The organism is Clostridium sp. CTA-6 (assembly GCF_054768115.1).
Window position 1 is genome coordinate 35,752 of sequence record NZ_BAAAAU010000002.1, and the last position, 16,821, is coordinate 52,572.

General features: G+C 27.8%; 15 protein-coding genes and 1 other annotated feature. Of the genes, 10 read left to right on the forward strand and 5 right to left on the reverse strand.

Going from position 1 to position 16,821, the window contains the following annotated elements:
* The first annotated feature begins 7 nt into the window (after positions 1-7).
* The 4 genes from ACYUDJ_RS03510 (at position 8) to ACYUDJ_RS03525 (ending at position 3,161) form a co-directional block, all read left to right on the forward strand.
* Entirely contained in the window at positions 8-703 is a 696-nt protein-coding gene (locus tag ACYUDJ_RS03510; RefSeq protein ID WP_003487983.1) for an ABC transporter ATP-binding protein, read from the forward strand.
* Positions 700-1,908: an ABC transporter permease gene (locus tag ACYUDJ_RS03515; RefSeq protein WP_043030900.1), complete on the forward strand. Its 1,209-nt coding sequence runs from the start codon at positions 700-702 to the stop codon at positions 1,906-1,908. Before ACYUDJ_RS03510 ends, ACYUDJ_RS03515 begins: the two co-directional genes overlap by 4 nt.
* 82 nt (positions 1,909-1,990) lie before the next feature.
* Positions 1,991-2,833, forward strand: a complete 843-nt coding sequence (locus ACYUDJ_RS03520; protein WP_003487979.1) for an Mrp/NBP35 family ATP-binding protein — start codon at positions 1,991-1,993, stop codon at positions 2,831-2,833.
* Positions 2,834-2,969: 136 nt separating this feature from the next.
* Positions 2,970-3,161 (forward strand): ferredoxin, encoded by a 192-nt coding sequence (locus ACYUDJ_RS03525; protein WP_003487977.1) that lies wholly within the window; start codon positions 2,970-2,972, stop codon positions 3,159-3,161.
* A 393-nt stretch (positions 3,162-3,554) separates the two neighbouring features.
* Here ACYUDJ_RS03525 and ACYUDJ_RS03530 read toward each other — a convergent pair whose 3' ends face one another.
* Positions 3,555-3,731 (reverse strand): hypothetical protein, encoded by a 177-nt coding sequence (locus ACYUDJ_RS03530; protein WP_003487975.1) that lies wholly within the window; start codon positions 3,729-3,731, stop codon positions 3,555-3,557.
* Between the two features lie 77 nt (positions 3,732-3,808).
* On the opposite strand from ACYUDJ_RS03530, the gene ACYUDJ_RS03535 reads away from it, so the two are divergent.
* The 4 genes from ACYUDJ_RS03535 to nrdG all read left to right on the forward strand — a co-directional run bounded on the left by ACYUDJ_RS03535 (position 3,809) and on the right by nrdG (position 8,629).
* Positions 3,809-4,879: a sensor domain-containing diguanylate cyclase gene (locus tag ACYUDJ_RS03535; protein ID WP_003487974.1), complete on the forward strand. Its 1,071-nt coding sequence runs from the start codon at positions 3,809-3,811 to the stop codon at positions 4,877-4,879.
* Positions 4,880-4,935: 56 nt separating this feature from the next.
* A complete protein-coding gene (locus tag ACYUDJ_RS03540) occupies positions 4,936-5,664 on the forward strand; it encodes an MgtC/SapB family protein (RefSeq protein WP_042385969.1) in 729 nt (242 codons plus the stop codon).
* 289 nt (positions 5,665-5,953) lie between these two features.
* On the forward strand, positions 5,954-8,095 hold the full coding sequence (locus ACYUDJ_RS03545) for an anaerobic ribonucleoside triphosphate reductase (protein ID WP_003487971.1): 2,142 nt from the start codon (positions 5,954-5,956) through the stop codon (positions 8,093-8,095).
* A gap of 18 nt (positions 8,096-8,113) precedes the next feature.
* Positions 8,114-8,629 carry an anaerobic ribonucleoside-triphosphate reductase activating protein gene (nrdG, locus tag ACYUDJ_RS03550; RefSeq protein ID WP_003487969.1) on the forward strand — a complete coding sequence of 172 codons (516 nt, stop codon included), beginning with the start codon at positions 8,114-8,116 and terminating at the stop codon, positions 8,627-8,629.
* Between the two features lie 229 nt (positions 8,630-8,858).
* On the opposite strand, the gene ACYUDJ_RS03555 is transcribed toward nrdG, so the two are convergent.
* The 4 genes from ACYUDJ_RS03555 to ACYUDJ_RS03570 form a co-directional block, all read right to left on the reverse strand.
* Positions 8,859-9,377 carry a hypothetical protein gene (locus ACYUDJ_RS03555; RefSeq protein ID WP_275477946.1) on the reverse strand — a complete coding sequence of 173 codons (519 nt, stop codon included), beginning with the start codon at positions 9,375-9,377 and terminating at the stop codon, positions 8,859-8,861.
* Positions 9,378-9,952: 575 nt separating this feature from the next.
* Entirely contained in the window at positions 9,953-10,630 is a 678-nt protein-coding gene (locus tag ACYUDJ_RS03560) for a DUF1048 domain-containing protein (protein ID WP_043030903.1), read from the reverse strand.
* Positions 10,627-10,971 carry a PadR family transcriptional regulator gene (locus ACYUDJ_RS03565; RefSeq protein ID WP_003487962.1) on the reverse strand — a complete coding sequence of 115 codons (345 nt, stop codon included), beginning with the start codon at positions 10,969-10,971 and terminating at the stop codon, positions 10,627-10,629. The genes ACYUDJ_RS03560 and ACYUDJ_RS03565 overlap by 4 nt, the downstream gene beginning before the upstream one ends.
* Positions 10,972-11,317: 346 nt before the next feature.
* A complete protein-coding gene (locus ACYUDJ_RS03570) occupies positions 11,318-11,953 on the reverse strand; it encodes an MBL fold metallo-hydrolase (RefSeq protein WP_043030905.1) in 636 nt (211 codons plus the stop codon).
* A gap of 138 nt (positions 11,954-12,091) precedes the next feature.
* Positions 12,092-12,335: a binding site (T-box leader), on the forward strand.
* 65 nt (positions 12,336-12,400) lie between these two features.
* Between ACYUDJ_RS03570 and ileS the strand changes: the two genes are divergently transcribed.
* Both ileS and ACYUDJ_RS03580 read left to right on the forward strand, forming a co-directional pair.
* Positions 12,401-15,517, forward strand: a complete 3,117-nt coding sequence (gene ileS / locus ACYUDJ_RS03575; protein WP_003487958.1) for an isoleucine--tRNA ligase — start codon at positions 12,401-12,403, stop codon at positions 15,515-15,517.
* A 149-nt stretch (positions 15,518-15,666) separates the two neighbouring features.
* Positions 15,667-16,665 carry a LacI family DNA-binding transcriptional regulator gene (locus ACYUDJ_RS03580; protein WP_043030907.1) on the forward strand — a complete coding sequence of 333 codons (999 nt, stop codon included), beginning with the start codon at positions 15,667-15,669 and terminating at the stop codon, positions 16,663-16,665.
* The last annotated feature ends 156 nt before the right edge of the window (positions 16,666-16,821 follow it).

Genomic DNA, 16,821 nt, shown 5'->3' on the forward strand with positions numbered 1-16,821 from the left:
ATAAAAATTGTTAACAGTTAAAGATATAGAAAAAACTTATAATACAGGAGAAATAAGTTTTAAAGCTTTAAAGGGAATATCTTTAAAAATAGAAAAAGGAGAATTTACATCTATAATGGGTCCATCTGGTTCTGGTAAATCTACATTCATGAATATATTAGGATGTCTAGATAAAATGGACAAGGGTGAATACATATTAAATGGTAAAGATGTAACGGATTTAACAGAAAACGATTTAGCTTATGTTAGAAATAAAGAAATAGGGTTTGTTTTTCAGGCATTTAATTTATTACCTAGGATGACAATATTAGATAACGTGGAATTACCAATGGTTTATGCTGGAGTACCATTGAAAGAAAGAAAAGAGCGTGCATTAAGCGCTTTAGAGAGAGTGGGACTTATAGATAGAATAAATCATAGACCTAATGAAATATCTGGTGGTCAAAAACAAAGGGTTGCTATAGCTAGAGCTATAGTAAACAATCCATCTGTTATAATGGCGGATGAACCTACAGGAAATTTGGATACAAAGTCATCATTAGATATAATGAGGATTTTTCAAAATCTAAATGAAGAAGGTTCTACTATAATAATGGTAACTCATGAACCGGATATTGCTAAATACACTAAAAGAGTAGTTAAATTTAGAGATGGCCATATAGTATCAGATGAAAAAGTTTTAAATAGGGAGATAGTAGAATGAAATTTTTAGAAAATTTGAAAATGGCTTTAGATAGCATAAAATCAAATAAAATGCGATCTTTTTTAACTATGCTAGGCATAATTATAGGAATAAGCTCTGTTATAACCATAGTATCTTTAGGAAAAGGTGGACAAAATACTATAACTGGCGAATTTGAAAAAATAGGATCTGCTACAGTAAGTATAAAAGTAGATGAATCAAAGGCAAGCAGTAATGATTATATAAAGCAAGAAGATGTTGATATAATAAGGGATAAAGTAGAAAAGGTTAAATATGTTGCACCAATAGTTTCAAGACCTGGATCTGTAACAGAAGGAACAAAAAATAAAAAATTATATATAGATGGTTCAACTCCAGATGTACAGTATGTTACTAATGCTGAAATGGTTTATGGAAGGTTTTTCAATGAGGGAGAACATGTAGAAGGTAAACCTGTAGTTATAATAGATGAAAGATCAGCAAGAAATATTTTTGGAACAGAGGATGTAGTTGGAAGAAAACTAAAAATAAATGCTAAAACATCTAGTAAACAGGCTACTGTTATAGGTGTTAGTAAATCAGAGTCAGGACCTTTTTCTGGGGGCGGTGAGGATAGTCCTATATTTTTAACGTGTCCTATAAATTTTTTAAAAGATTTATATCCTGAGGATTTTACTATAGGTAATCTATATGTTATAGCAACAGATAAAAATGATACTGAAGAAGCTGGAGTTATGGCTAAAAATATATTAGAAAATAGACATCATAATAAAGGAAAAGATATGTATAAAGTTGAAAACATGTTAAAACAATTAGATGAAGTAAATAAAGTTATAGGAATATTTACTACATTTATTGGAGCAGTAGCAGCTATATCCTTATTAGTCGGTGGTATAGGCGTTATGAATATAATGCTAGTATCTGTTACGGAAAGAACTAGAGAAATAGGTATAAGAAAATCATTAGGTGCCACTACGAAAAATATATTAGTACAGTTCCTAACAGAATCAGTAATAATATCTTTAATAGGTGGGCTTATAGGTATGATATTAGGTATAGTATTTGCAGAAATTATAGGAAAGTTTGTAAAGATATCTCCATCAGTATCTATAGCAGCTATACTCATAGCTATATTATTTTCTTCTTCTGTAGGAATATTTTTTGGTATATACCCAGCCCAAAAAGCAGCAAAGCTAAATCCAATAGATGCATTAAGATATGAATAAAGTTTAGGGCATTTGCTTATAACTTTATAAGTGATATAATTACACTATAAATTTACTTTGAAATATATAGGAGGTTTTTTTAATGAGTAATTGTGATAGCTGTGCTAGTAAAGGAACATGCAACAGTGAGGAAAGCTGTTCCAAGGAAACTTTTAAATATGGGAATGCAAAAAATATTATAGGTGTAATTAGTGGAAAAGGTGGAGTAGGAAAATCAACAATAACAGGAATATTAGCTACTAAATTAAGAGAAGAAGGCTATAAAGTAGGGGTGTTAGATGGTGATATAACAGGACCATCTATGCCAAGATTTTTTGGTATTAGTGATAAGAGAGCAGCTATAATTCCAACAGGAGAAAAGGAAGAAGTTAAAATAATACCTGTAGAAACTAAAACAGGAATAAAAGTAATGTCTTTAAATTTATTAACAGAACAAGAAGAAGCTCCTGTTATATGGAGAGGACCTGTAATAACCGGAGTTTTGACTCAAATGTATACTGACACTGAGTGGGGTGAACTAGATTACTTACTTATAGATATGCCTCCTGGAACTGGTGATATAGCATTAACTGTAATGCAAAGTTTACCTGTTACAAAGATGGTGGTTGTTTCTACACCTCAAGATATGGTTTCTATGATAGTTAAGAAAGTAGTTATAATGATAGAAAAAATGGGAATAGAGGTTCTAGGAGTAGTAGAAAACATGTCTTACATAAAATGTGGAAGCTGTGGAGAAAAGCTAAATGTATTTAGTAAAAAATCAGCAAAAGAACAAGCAGATTATCTAAATATACCACTAATAGCGGATATGCCTATAAATCTTGATTTATCTGAAAAGATGGAAAAGGGAGAAGTAGAGGCGTTTATTACAAATAATAAAGAATATACTCAGTTATATAATAACTTTAAGAATTTATATAAATAATAATAAGGCTTCAATGAATATTCATTGAAGCCTTATTAATTATATTTAAAATATAATTATATTATTTTAGGAATAAAAAAACTATAAAAGTTCAATATAATTGTATAGGAATTTATATAGAAGGGAGAGTTTTAGGATGAAGATAGAAATTGATAAGGATAAATGTATAGGATGTGGTCTATGCCGAGATATAGGAGATGGATTATTTAAAATAGGGGAAGATGGTAAGGCAGAATTAACAATAGATCCAGTACCAATTATGAAAGAGCAATATGGTAAAGAAGGAGAATACGTTTGTCCTGTCAATGCTATAAGAACTATAATATAGATGTATTTATTGTATTACTATTGAATAAAATCAATATATTCGATAGATTTACTAAATTTGAAATATTTGGTATAATGAATGTGTTAATAAAGTTATGCATGATTTTAGTAAAATCTTAAAGGAATCAATAGTTATGGATTTCTAATATATAACTATTGATATAGCTTTTCAGCAATAGGACAAGTTGTATAAAATATGTATTTATTTCATTATAATTTGGAACTGTATTAATATAGCTTGTCTTATAAAATATATTACGGTAGGACATAAATATATATCCTACTCAAATATTTTTTATATTTAAATATAATTATTCCATACTAATATTAAGTATAAAGTGAAATATATAGGTAATATAGATATAAAGTAAGAAAATTATACACTTAAAAATTATTAGAAAAAATTTATAATTTTATTATAAGGGGTTTGCTCTGTACACGGGTTTATATTTATTTTGTCACCTATTTTAGCATTGTCTTCAATATCTTCAATATCTACAGCTAAACTTAAGCCATTGCTAAATTCAACTATAATGTTGTTTTCATTTATGTCTATAATTTCACCTAACATAGTAGCACCTCCTTTATATATTTTTTTATAAAAGACATATATTATTCATTAATTAAATAAATTAATTGGGGGTTAATATGTTATATGTTTTTATAATTGCATTATTTTTTATTATGATAATATATGAAAATATCATAATAATTAATCTAAGAAAAGATATAAAGAAATTAGAATATTCTAAGAACATGATGTATAATATGACAAAAAATATTAATAAACAAAAGACAATAGACAAAGTATATGAAATAATGTTAAAAACAGCTATAGATATAATACCAAAAGCAACTCAAGGCAGTATTTTGATAATGGACAAGGAAGAAAATTTTAATTATGCAGCAATACTAGGATATGATTATAAGTTAAAAAATATAAAACTAAATAAAAAAGAAGTTTATTTATATAAAATAAATAGATTTAAGGAAGCGGCCATAATTGAAAATCCTATAAAATTAGATGAAAAAATTTTAAACAAAGAAAAAATAAACAAATTTAAACAATTAGAAGCATTAAATATAAGTTGTATAATTTCAGCCCCAATATATATAGATAATAAATTATTTGGACAAATTAATATAGATTGTACAAAGGAAAACTATAAATTTAAAAAAGAAGATTTAGAGTTAATGGATCATATAAAAGATGAATTACAATTAATAATAAAATCTTTTATGGTAAAAGAAGAGTTAATACATAAAGCTAATTATGATGAATTGACAAAAATTTTTAATAGAAGATATTTTAATGAAATAATGAAAAATGAAATAAAAGAAAGTAATAAGACTTTAGTATTAATTGATATTGACAATTTTAAAACTATAAATGACATTTATGGACACAATACTGGAGATTTTATTTTAAGAGTTTTTGCTAACTTAATAAAAACATATTTAAGAGACAAAGATTTATTTTTTAGATTTGGAGGAGATGAATTTATAGTATTATTTAATGATTTAGATGATAAAGGTGTTATAGATTTTATGGAGAATATTAGAGAAAAAATTAATAAAGATAAAATTAAAGGAATACATGTGGATTTTAGCTATGGTATAAGTAAATTTAAAAATTATAATATGGAAAATTATGAGGATATAATAAATTTAGCTGATAAAAATATGTATATTAATAAGAATAAGAAAATTATAGTATAAAAATAGTAACCTGTTAAAGCTAATAGCATATATTCATAGATATAGAGGTGAATATATTGGATAGGAAACAGGTGATATTTAGAATATTTTTATCTATAGTAGTGGGTGGAGCTATAGGATTTGAAAGAGAAAGAAAGAATCGACCAGCAGGATTTAGAACTCATATATTAGTTTGTATAGGGTCTTGTATAGCCGTAATGATACAATTATATATAATACAATATATGAAAGAAATGATACGGATAGATGGGGAGTTTAGGTATTTATTAAGTGCAGATATATCTAGAATGGCATCTCAAGTTATTACAGGTGTAGGATTTTTAGGTGCTGGTACCATTATAAGAGATAAGGGCTCCGTAAAAGGATTAACAACCGCAGCAAGTATTTGGGTAGTTGCTTGTATAGGAATTTCAGTAGGATTAGGGTTCTATTTTTTAAGCTTGGTAGGTTTTTTAGGTTTAATAGTATCCTTAATTGTTTTTGAAAACATAGAAAGTTCAGTAATTGACAAAAACAAAGAATATAATATTATCATAGAATATTTACCTAAGAATAATGTAATGGAATATATTATAGATGAATTATTAAAAAATCAAATAACAATAAAAAGTATAAGAGTTTTTGACAAAAATATTAATGAAGATGAAACAATAAAAATAAAATTAATTATAAGTACAAAAAATAGATTAAATTTTTTATCTGTAATACAAAATTTACAAAGTAATAAAAATATATATGATATAAATATATTAAGAATTAATAGAATCAAAAATAGAATATTATAATGGAATATAAAAAGAACATGTATTTTTAAAATAAAATATATGTTCTTGTTATTTTTTGTAGGAAAAGGTATATTAATTCGAGCATTTATAGCATTTTACATTGGAGTATAAATATATATAAATATCAAGTATATATATTGTATAAAATTTAATATAAAAGTTAGATAAATTACATTAATTAAACTTAATCGGTATATTTATTTAAATATAAAATTGCTGAAAAAAATTTAAGATAGTATAATGTTCAAAGTACATATACACAATATGTTGTAGGTAGGAGGAATATAGTATGCTATATGTTGTGAAAAGAGATGGTAGAAAAGTAGAGTTTGATGTTGTAAAAATATCAAATGCTATTAAAGGTGCAGCAGAAGAAATTGCCTTTGATATGAAGGAAAGTGAAAATATAAGTTTAACTCAAAGGGTAATAAAAAAGATCGAGGATTCTAATAAAAAGGAAATATCAGTAGAAGATATACAAAATTTAGTTGAGCATGTTTTAATTGATAGCGGATTTAAAGAAATAGGATATGCCTATTCAAATTATAGAAGAGAGAGAACAAAAATAAGAGAAATAAAATCTGAATTGATGACAGCTATAGAAAAAATAGGAGTAGAAACAGATAGAGATAATGCTAATGTAGGTAATAATTTCAGTTCTAAACTTTTAAGAATAGCTAGTGAATCTAATAAATGGTATAATTTAGGTGTTATGCCAAAGCATTTGGCTAAACTACATGAAAATGGAGATATATATTATCACGATTTAGATAGTTATAATTTAACAGTAAATTGTTTAAATATAGATACAGGGAAAATATTACAAAGAGGATTTAATACAGGTTACGGTACAATTAATGCTCCAAAGAGAATTGAAAGTGCCGCAGAATTAAGTTGTATATTACTTCAATCTACTCAGAATGATATGTTTGGAGGTCAAGCACATGTAAATTTTGATAATGACATGGCTTTATTTATTCCTAATACTAGATCTGAAATAAGAAAAGAAATATTGGAAAATTTAAAGGGATTGGGGGTACAAGAAGAAGGCTTAAATGAGGAAAAAATAGATGAATTAGTAGAAGATAGATTAAAACTACGCATACATCAAGCTATGCAAGGAATAGTTTATAATCTGAATACTATGCATTCTAGAGCAGGATCCCAAGTACCTTTTAGTTCTATAAATATAGGAATACCTAAAAATAAAGATGCAGCTTTAATATGTGAAATATTTCTAAAGGAATATGAAAGGGGATTAGGTAAAGGTGAACAACCAATATTCCCTAATATAATATTTAGAGTAAAAGATGGAGTAAATAGAGAAGAGAAGGATCCTTACTATTACTTATTTAAATTAGCTGCTAGAATAGCAGGTAAAAGAATGAATCCTACCTTTATGAATATGGATTCAGACTTTAACAAGGAATATTATGATAAAGGAATAATACCAGCTACTATGGGATGTAGAACCTATGTATGCTCTAATATAAATGGTGAGGAAGGACCAGCTGGCAGAGGTAATATAGCTCCAACTACTATAAATCTTCCAAGAGTTGGAATATTAGCTAAAAAAGATCTAAACAAATTTTTTAATCTATTAGATAATAGATTAGAATTAGCAAGAGAATCCTTATTGCATAGATATGGTGTATTAAAAAAATTAAGAGTTAAGGATTTACCTTTCGTTGTAGGAGAAGGCTTAATGAAGGGGTCAGAAAATTTATCACCAGATGATTCTATTGAGCCTATTTTAAGAGAAGGATCTTGGGCTATAGGATTTATAGGTGTTGCAGAAACATTGACGGCTCTTATAGGAAATCATCATGGAGAAACAGAAGAGGCTAAAGAATTAGGAGTAAAAATAGTTTCTCATATAAGAGAGTTCTGTGATAAATATAAAGAAATAGATAAATTAAATTGGAGTTGTTATGCTACACCTGCAGAGGGTTTAAGTGGTAAGTTTATTCTTCAAGATAAGAAAGTTTTCGGAGAAATAAAGGGTGTTACAGATAAAAACTACTATACTAATAGCTATCATATACCAGTAGGTTTCCCAATATCAATTAAAGAAAAAATAAATATAGAAGCTCCTTATCATAAAATATGTAATGGTGGACATATAAGTTACATTGAATTAGATGATTATCCATCAGAAGATGTAATTATGGATATAATTCAATATTCATATAGAAATACTAATATATCTTATATGGGAATAAATTTTCATATAAAATACTGTAGAGAGTGTGGAACATACCTTGGAGTAGCAGAAGAAGTTTGTAATAATTGTGGAAGCACAAATATACAAGGTATATCTAGAGTAACAGGATATTTAAGCTTAGATGAAAGATTTGGTTCTGGTAAAGTAGCAGAAAGAGCTGATAGAACATCAAATAATTCTAACCATAGAAGAATCTATACTGTATAATAATTGAGGTGTTTAACTATGGAGAATAAATATTTACAAGTAGCAGGTTTTTTAGATAATTCCTTAGTTAATGGAGTAGGCTTAAGATCAGTAATATTTGTATCAGGTTGTAAGCATAATTGTGAAGGGTGCCAAAACAAGGAAATGCAATCCTTTTGTTATGGAGATAATATATCACTAAAAGATATATTAAAAAGAATAGAAAGCAATATGCCTTTAATAAAGGGTATAACATTTAGTGGAGGAGAACCACTAGAACATATAGAAGAACTAAGGATTTTAGCTGAAAAAATAAAAAACTTAGGGTTAAATATATGGTGTTATACAGGGTATACTTTTGAATATATTAAAAAAGAGATGGTTCAAAATCCTGAATTAAATAAATTAATGAATTTAGTAGATGTTTTGGTAGATGGTAAATATGATGAGTCAAAAAAAGATGGAATTTTAAAATATAGAGGATCATTTAATCAAAGAATAATTGATGTGAAAAAAAGTTTGAATAAAAATGAGGTTATTATTTTAGACTTGTAAAATATATAGATATATTAGGTTAGATAATCATTTAATAAAAGGATGTAAAACTTTAAAATAAAGTTTTACATCCTTTTATTGTTTACAAAGAAAAATATCTTCTATGCATAACAGCATAACTTAAAAGTTTTTAAGAATTAATCTTTAAATAATACTAAAGAAGCTGTTAAATGCATCGGGTGAAGCGGAAAAAGTATAGGAAGCAAGTTATAGCTTTCTATCTTACGATTTAGGCTATTCTTTGCAAGATGATAGCTGACCTATTTATCGCTTGGTTATCTACACCTGTACCGGCAAGAGTATCTTCAGTAGTTGATTTATTTTTGAGCGTAACGGTTGCTCCTGCTGGAATGGATGCCAGAAACATGCCAGTCAATTCAGCTCTTTCTGTGTCATTCAACCCATCAGAATACATTCCGAAAAAAGAAAGAGGGTGCTCTGCTCCGTTAATGGCAACTGCATACGCAACATTAATCAGACCGCCAGTTGGTCGAACAGTCACTACATAGTTAATTTGATAAATCCCGGCTGTATTTACTGTAATTGTAGAAGTATTTGGTGTAAAATTAAAATCACCAGATTGAAGGGCAACAATGAATGTTACTTCACCTTCTGGAGGAACATCCTGTGATCCTCCATTGGTGACAGCGTTAAAATATGATGGAGTAACTCCTGGTCCAGTTGGGCCTTGAAGTCCTGTGGCTCCTGCTTGGCCTTGAGGGCCAATAGGGGCCAGTAGGCCCAGCAATACCCTGAGGGCCAGTAGACCCAGTTATGCCTTGAAGTCCAGTAGAACCGGTAACACCTTGAGGGCCGGTGGGGCCAGTAATACCTTGAGGACCAGTGGGGCCAGTAATACCTTGAGGACCAGTAGAACCAGTTATGCCTTGAAGTCCAGTAGCACCGGTAACACCCTGAGGTCCGGTGGATCCAGTAACACCTTGAAGTCCAGTAGGCCCAGTTATGCCTTGAAATCCAGTAGGGCCAGTAACGCCTTGAGGGCCAGTAGGCCCAGTTATACCACGAGGGCAGGTACATCTACCACAAATGGGTATACATAGCGTTTTACATCTATTATTCAATAAAATCACCTTCTGTTTTTATAATATGATTTCAGTATGATAATAAGAAATCTTGTAAAATAGCATTACTATATAATATGGTTGATTTTAATTTTTGGTATCGGGATGATTTGAGAATGAAGATTTATCACCTTTAATTAGGGAAATTATATGAAAACTTAAAGATATACTTGGTTTAGGAAGAAAAAATTCAAAATTGAGTTTTTGTGTTTTTTCAGGTATCTTTGCTCTGAAATATTAGTTATTTTTGCTTATAAGTATATTTGGATAATAAAAATAATATTAAATAAGATATTGCTACAAAAATTAATATATAGTGTATTTTTGCAGTAAATAAAATTATTTTGTTGAATTTACGCCACATAAGCACACTAATAATCATGAAAATAATATACAATAGAATAAATTTTATATCAAAGTTTAAATTAGAGTCATCTTGTTTAAAGGCAGTTTTCCCTATATAGTTAAAAATTCCAAAGGATAAAATAGTAATTAATAAGGTATTTATAATAAAAGGTAAAGAAAAATTATAATTTAAAAGTAAGCTTTTAGATTTTATCATATTAGGAATATAATCGAAAACTATATTTATTGTCCATAGGATAAAAAAACTATTAAGTATAATTTTTAAGTTAACTATAACATTTTCTTTAGAAAATTTTTTAGTAGCATAAGATTGAATTATTTCATCACAAAATTCTTTTGGATCATTGCCTATAATATTTTCTATAGATTCTTTATTATTTTCTGCGGTTAAAAACATATCTAATATTTCATGTATAGATTCTTCACATTGTCTTTCAGATAAAGAACTAGCTCTTAAATAACAAGCTATATTAGTAAAAGTTTCATCATTTGTATCATTTAGAGTTTCACTTAATTTATTAGTTAGTTTTACTAATTCTTTAATATTATTCATTTTACGGTTCCCTCCTTTGAATAATCTAAAAATATTTTATCTACATTATTTTTAAGTTCCAACCAATTAGTGTAAAAATAATTTAATTCTTCTACACCTTTTTCTGAAAGGGTATAATATTTTCTTTTAGGACCATAAGGAGAAGGTTTTTTTGTAGAGTTTAAGAAATTGTTTTTTTCTAATCTTATAAGCAGTGGATAAATTGTGCCCTCACTTATATTTTTAAATCCATATAATTTAAGATTTTCAGCTATTTCATATCCATAAGTTTCTTTATCATTAATTATTTTAAGAATACATCCTTCTAAGGTTCCTCTTAAAAGTTGAGACTTATCATTCAAGTTTAAATCACCTCACTATTATGCTGTACAAGGTACTGCAACTATATTGTAGCACAAGGTAGTGCTTATGTAAATAATTTCTTATAAAACAGGTTTTCTTAAGATGGATTTAATTTTAATATAGGAATTATAAAAAAATATACGTAATAAACTATTAATAAGCTTTAGTAGTTTTTAATCTGGGGAAATTAAAATTCGGCCTAATTTGTTACAGTGTGTGATGAGCTCATAGTGAAGTTAAGGAAGGAGTCTCCATTAGGTAAAAAATTTTTAATGTAGCCAGATGGAGAACTTCTTAGTAAAATGAGATAGGTTATATATGGGATTTATATTAGAGGTGTTAAAATTAAGTTTTTAGTATATAAACCATGTTATTATAATTTTTTATATTATTTTCTAGTGTTATGATATTAGATCCAATTTCTAAGTTTTTATCCATATGAATTAAGAAATCTTCTAGGCCATCTAGTTTAATTTTTATATTGTCTAACCCGAAATGCATTGGGATTATTATATGACTATTTATATTTTTGCATAATTTAGCAGCTTCCTTTCCATTAAGTGTATAATTTCCTCCAATAGGTATTAATAATAGATCTATAGGACCTAAGCTATAAATAAAGTCTTTGGATAATAGGTGCCCCAGATCACCTAAATGGCATATATTGAATCCATCTATATTAAATTTAAATATTATATTATTCCCTCTTTTAAGTCCATTTAGTTTATCATGATAACTTTTAAATCCCTTTATTTTCAAATCTTTATGTTCATATTGAATGGGAGTATCTAAAATTATACAATTTTTGTTTAGATCACCCTTAAAATTATGGTCAAAATGATTATGACTTATAGTGCATATATCTGAAGCATAATTTATCCTATGAATACCTATACTAGGCTCGTAAGGGTCGGTTATTATAGTTGTTTTAGAATTACTTTCTAAAATAAAACAAGAATGACCTAGCCATTTAATTTTCATTTTTACCTCCTAAACATAAATAAAATATTTAAAGTTAGTTTTAGTAGATAAATAGATTGTATTCAAAATTAATTATAATATTTTTAATTTTTTATAAATAAAGTAATTGACAATAAAAAATTTGTATACTATAATAGCTTAAAAGCGGTGAACAGGAAGAGTATTTAGATTGATTTCTTACAGAGAGTAAACAGTTGGTGAGAGTTTACAGAATAGATTTAGAGAAAATCCCCTGGGAGCTGGAGGCTGAAAGATTTGCAAGTAAGTTCTCTCGTATTTCTGCGTTAAAGAATAGAGTCTAATATAATTTTAAGATTATATTGTACTTGAAAATTATTTAAAGTTTTATAGGTGGTATAGCGAATGTAACTTCGTCCTATTATGGATGAAGTTTTTTTGTTTAATATAAAAAAGTATTATTTATAGAATAGAAAGGAGAAAAAGGTTATGTACAAGAAAATAGACTCCAATAAAAGTTTTGTACAAAGAGAAAAAGATATAGCTAATTTTTGGGAAAATAAAGGCGTAATAGAAAAAAGTTTTAATTTAAATGAAGATGGGGAACATTTCACATTTTATGATGGACCACCAACAGCTAATGGAAAGCCACACGTAGGACACGTTCTTACAAGAGTAATGAAAGACCTTATTCCAAGATATAAGGTTATGAAAGGATATAAGGTTTTAAGAAAAGCTGGGTGGGACACACATGGTCTTCCAGTAGAACTTGAAATAGAAAAAAAATTAGGTATCTCAGGTAAACCACAAATAGAGGAATACGGTATAGAAAAATTTGTTACAGAATGTAAAGATAGCGTATTTAAATATACAAGTCTTTGGAAACAAATGTCTGAAAAATTAGGATTCTGGGTGGATATGGATAATCCATATATAACTTATGATAATAACTATATAGAATCTGTATGGTGGGCATTAAAACAAATGTGGAAAAAAGAACTTTTATATAAGGGTCATAGAGTAACACCATATTGTCCAAGATGTGGAACTGCATTATCTTCTCACGAAGTTGCTCAAGGATATAAGGATGTAAAAGAGGCAACAGCTTTTGTAAAATTTAGAATTAAAGGAGAAGAAAATAAATATTTTCTTGCTTGGACTACAACTCCTTGGACATTACCAAGTAATGTAGCTTTAGCAATAAATAAATCCTATGACTATGTAGAAATATTAAGTAATGGAGAGTACTATATACTAGCTAAAGAACTTTTAGAAAAAGTATTAGAAGGCGAATATGAGATAGTTAAGGAATTTAAAGGGGAAGAAATAGTAGGAGTTGAATATGAACAACTATTTAAATTTGAAGTTCCTGAAAAGAAAGCTTTTTATGTAGTACATGCGGATTATGTAACTCTTACAGATGGTACTGGAATAGTTCATACAGCTCCAGCATATGGAGATGACGATAGTAAAACGGGTAAAAAATACGATTTACCTTTAATAAACTTAGTTGATAGTGAAGGTAAATTTGTAGATTTAGTAGAGCCTTGGAAAGGAATGTTTGTAAAAAAAGCTGATCCTAAAATATTAGAATACTTAAAAGAAAATGGTATGCTTTATAAATCAGAAAAATTCACACATTCTTATCCACATTGTTGGAGATGTAATACGCCACTCTTATATTATCCAAAGGATAGTTGGTTTGTGAGAATGACATCTTTAAGAGATGATTTAGTGAAAAATAATAATACTATACATTGGTATCCAGACAATATAAGAACAGGTAGATTTGGAAAATTCGTAGAGAATGTAATAGATTGGGGTATTTCTAGAGATAGATATTGGGGTACACCTCTTCCAATATGGGAATGTGAATGTGGTCACAGAGAATGTATAGGAAGCATAAAAGAATTAAAAGAAAAAGGAATAAATGTTCCAGAGAATATAGAGCTTCATAAGCCATATATAGATGCAGTTAAATTAAATTGTCCACACTGTGGAAAGGAAATGACTAGAACAAATGAAGTTATAGACTGTTGGTTTGATTCAGGTTCTATGCCTTTTGCACAACATCATTATCCATTTGAAAATAAAGAAGTATTTGAAAATACATTTCCAGCTCAATTTATATCAGAAGCTGTAGACCAAACTAGGGGATGGTTTTATACATTACTTGCTATATCTACAGCATTATTTGGAAAGAGCTCTTATGAAAACTGTATAGTTTTAGGCCACGTACTAGATAAACATGGAGTTAAAATGTCAAAATCAAAAGGAAATGTAGTTGAGCCATTTGATGTATTAGAAAATGAAGGAGCAGATGCTACAAGATGGCATTTTTACACAGCTAGTGCACCATGGTTACCAACAAGATTTTCAGAAGAAGATGTAAAAGAAACTCAAAGGAAATTCTTAAGTACATTATGGAACGTATATTCATTCTATGTTTTATATGCAGATCTAGACAATTTTAATCCATTAGAATATAAGGAATTTAAATCAGAGCATGTAATGGATAAATGGATATTATCTAAACTTAATTCTTTAATTAAGAATGTAGAAGAACATTTAGATAATTATAGAATAACTCAAGCTGCATTGGAACTTGAAGAATTTGTAGATGAACTTTCAAATTGGTATGTAAGACGTAATAGATCAAGATTTTGGAGTACAGAACTTACAGATGATAAAATTGGAGCATATACAACATTATATAGAGTTTTAACTACAGTAATAAAAGTAGCAGCACCATTTGTACCATTTGTTACAGAAGAAATGTATCAAAATTTAGTTGTAAATTTAAATAAAGATGCAAAAGAAAGTATTCATTTATGTAAATGGCCATCTTACAATGAGAGTACTATGGATAAAGACTTAGAAGAAAAAATGGACTTAGCTTATAAAATAGTTAAGTTAGGACGTAGTGCTAGAAATTCAGTAAATATAAAGAACAGACAGCCTCTTCAAAAAATGTTAGTTAGTACAAGAGAGCTTCCAGAATACTATGAGGATATAATAAGAGAAGAACTTAATACAAAAGAAATTTTATCTGGAGCAGATCTTTCTAACTATGTTAACTTTGAAATAAAGCCTAATTTACCTGTACTAGGTAAAAAATATGGAAGATTTATACCTGCTATCAGAAAAGAAATAAGTGCTATGAATCAAATGGAATTAGCTCAAAGTATAAACAATGGTAAATCCGTATTCATAAATGTTGAAGGTTTTGAAGATCAAATAGAACTTACAGCAGAAAATTTACTTGTAACAATGCAAGGACTAGAGGGATTTGCTTTTGCTGGCGAAGGAGAAATAGGCGTAGTATTAGATACACATATTACAGAAGAATTAAAAGAAGAAGGTTTCTTAAGAGAAATACTTAGTAAAGTTCAAAATATGAGAAAAGAAAGTGGCTTTGAAGTAGCAGATAAAATTAATTTATATGTATCAGGAAACAATACTTTAAATGCTATAGTTAAAAAATATGAAGATGAAATAAAAGCAGAAACTTTATCAGTAAAAGTTAGTTATGATGAAAATAGAGATTATATTGAATGTAAAATAAACGGAGAAGATTACAATATAGCAATGGAAGTTGTTAAATAGCACATATAATTTTGTGCATAGAATAAAAATTGTTTATTCTATGCACATTTTTTATTATAATAAGTATAATAAGGGAAAACTACTAAACAAGAGGAAATTTCATAGAGATAAATATGTTAGATTTCAATAAATAATAGGGAGTGATTTAAATGGCGATTTCCATTAAAGATGTAGCTAAAGAGGCACAGGTTTCTATAGCTACTGTTTCAAGAGTATTAAATAATATAGATGTTGTAAATGAAGATACTAAAAAGAAGGTATTAGATGCAATAGACAAATTAGGATATAGACCTAATATAGTGGCTAGAAGTCTAAAAACACAAAAATCTAAAACTATAGGCATAATAATACCAGATATATCAAATCAATTTTATCCAGAAATAGTAAGGGGAGCTGAAGATGTAGCTAACATATATGATTACAATATAATGCTGTGTAATACAGATTTAGATCCAGAAAAAGAAATGGAATACCTAAGAGTTTTAAGAGAAAAAATGGCAGATGGTGTTTTATATATGAGTAATTCTTTAGAAAAAAATATATTAGAACTAATTAAAAGTTTACAATTGCCAGTGGTTTTAGTAGAAACAAAAGATAGTGAAGAAAAGCTACCAAGTGTAACTATAGATAATTTAAAAGCATCTTTAGATGCTACAGAATATTTAATTAATAAAGGTAATAATAATATAGCTTACATAGGATTGCATGAAGATATGGCAAATGCAGCTGCTTTAAGATATGAAGGATATAAATTAGCATTAAGAAAAAATAATATTAAAGAAAATAAAAACTTGGTTTATTTAGGAGGCATGAAAGTTAGAGATGGTTATGAGGGGATAAATAAAATAATAGAAAAGGAAAAAGTAGATGCTATTTTCTGTGCTGATGATGAAATAGCTATGGGAGCAATAAATGCATTAAGGGATAAAAATATAAAAGTTCCAGATAATATAGATGTTATGGGCTTTAACAACATATATTCCTCTAATGTTTTTTATCCTAAATTAACAACTGTAGGTCAGCCAATGTATGATATGGGTTCTGTGGGAATGAGAATGCTTATAAAAATAATAAACAAAGAAGAATTAGAGAAGGATGATTATGTATTGCAGCACAAAATAGTAGAAAGAGATTCATGTAAAAAATAGATAGTTATTAATATATTTTATAAAAAAGATGTGTAGATAAATAGCACATCTTTTTTTATTTTATCAAAATGGTTAAAAGCTTAAAGGAAACAACAAAATTAAAGAATTTTTAATAGTAATTTGTACTACGATTTTTTTGAATATACCAATAATAAA

Excerpts from the sequence above, each read along its gene's own strand:
- ACYUDJ_RS03515 (WP_043030900.1), top strand. The coding sequence starts at position 700 with ATGAAATTTTTAGAAAATTTGAAAATGGCTTTAGATAGCATAAAATCA.
- ACYUDJ_RS03520 (WP_003487979.1), top strand. The coding sequence starts at position 1,991 with ATGAGTAATTGTGATAGCTGTGCTAGTAAAGGAACATGCAACAGTGAG.
- ACYUDJ_RS03525 (WP_003487977.1), top strand. The coding sequence starts at position 2,970 with ATGAAGATAGAAATTGATAAGGATAAATGTATAGGATGTGGTCTATGC.
- ACYUDJ_RS03530 (WP_003487975.1), bottom strand. The coding sequence starts at position 3,731 with ATGTTAGGTGAAATTATAGACATAAATGAAAACAACATTATAGTTGAA.
- ACYUDJ_RS03535 (WP_003487974.1), top strand. The coding sequence starts at position 3,809 with ATGTTATATGTTTTTATAATTGCATTATTTTTTATTATGATAATATAT.
- ACYUDJ_RS03545 (WP_003487971.1), top strand. The coding sequence starts at position 5,954 with ATGCTATATGTTGTGAAAAGAGATGGTAGAAAAGTAGAGTTTGATGTT.
- nrdG (WP_003487969.1), top strand. The coding sequence starts at position 8,114 with ATGGAGAATAAATATTTACAAGTAGCAGGTTTTTTAGATAATTCCTTA.
- ACYUDJ_RS03560 (WP_043030903.1), bottom strand. The coding sequence starts at position 10,630 with ATGAATAATATTAAAGAATTAGTAAAACTAACTAATAAATTAAGTGAA.
- ACYUDJ_RS03570 (WP_043030905.1), bottom strand. The coding sequence starts at position 11,953 with ATGAAAATTAAATGGCTAGGTCATTCTTGTTTTATTTTAGAAAGTAAT.
- ileS (WP_003487958.1), top strand. The coding sequence starts at position 12,401 with ATGTACAAGAAAATAGACTCCAATAAAAGTTTTGTACAAAGAGAAAAA.
- ACYUDJ_RS03580 (WP_043030907.1), top strand. The coding sequence starts at position 15,667 with ATGGCGATTTCCATTAAAGATGTAGCTAAAGAGGCACAGGTTTCTATA.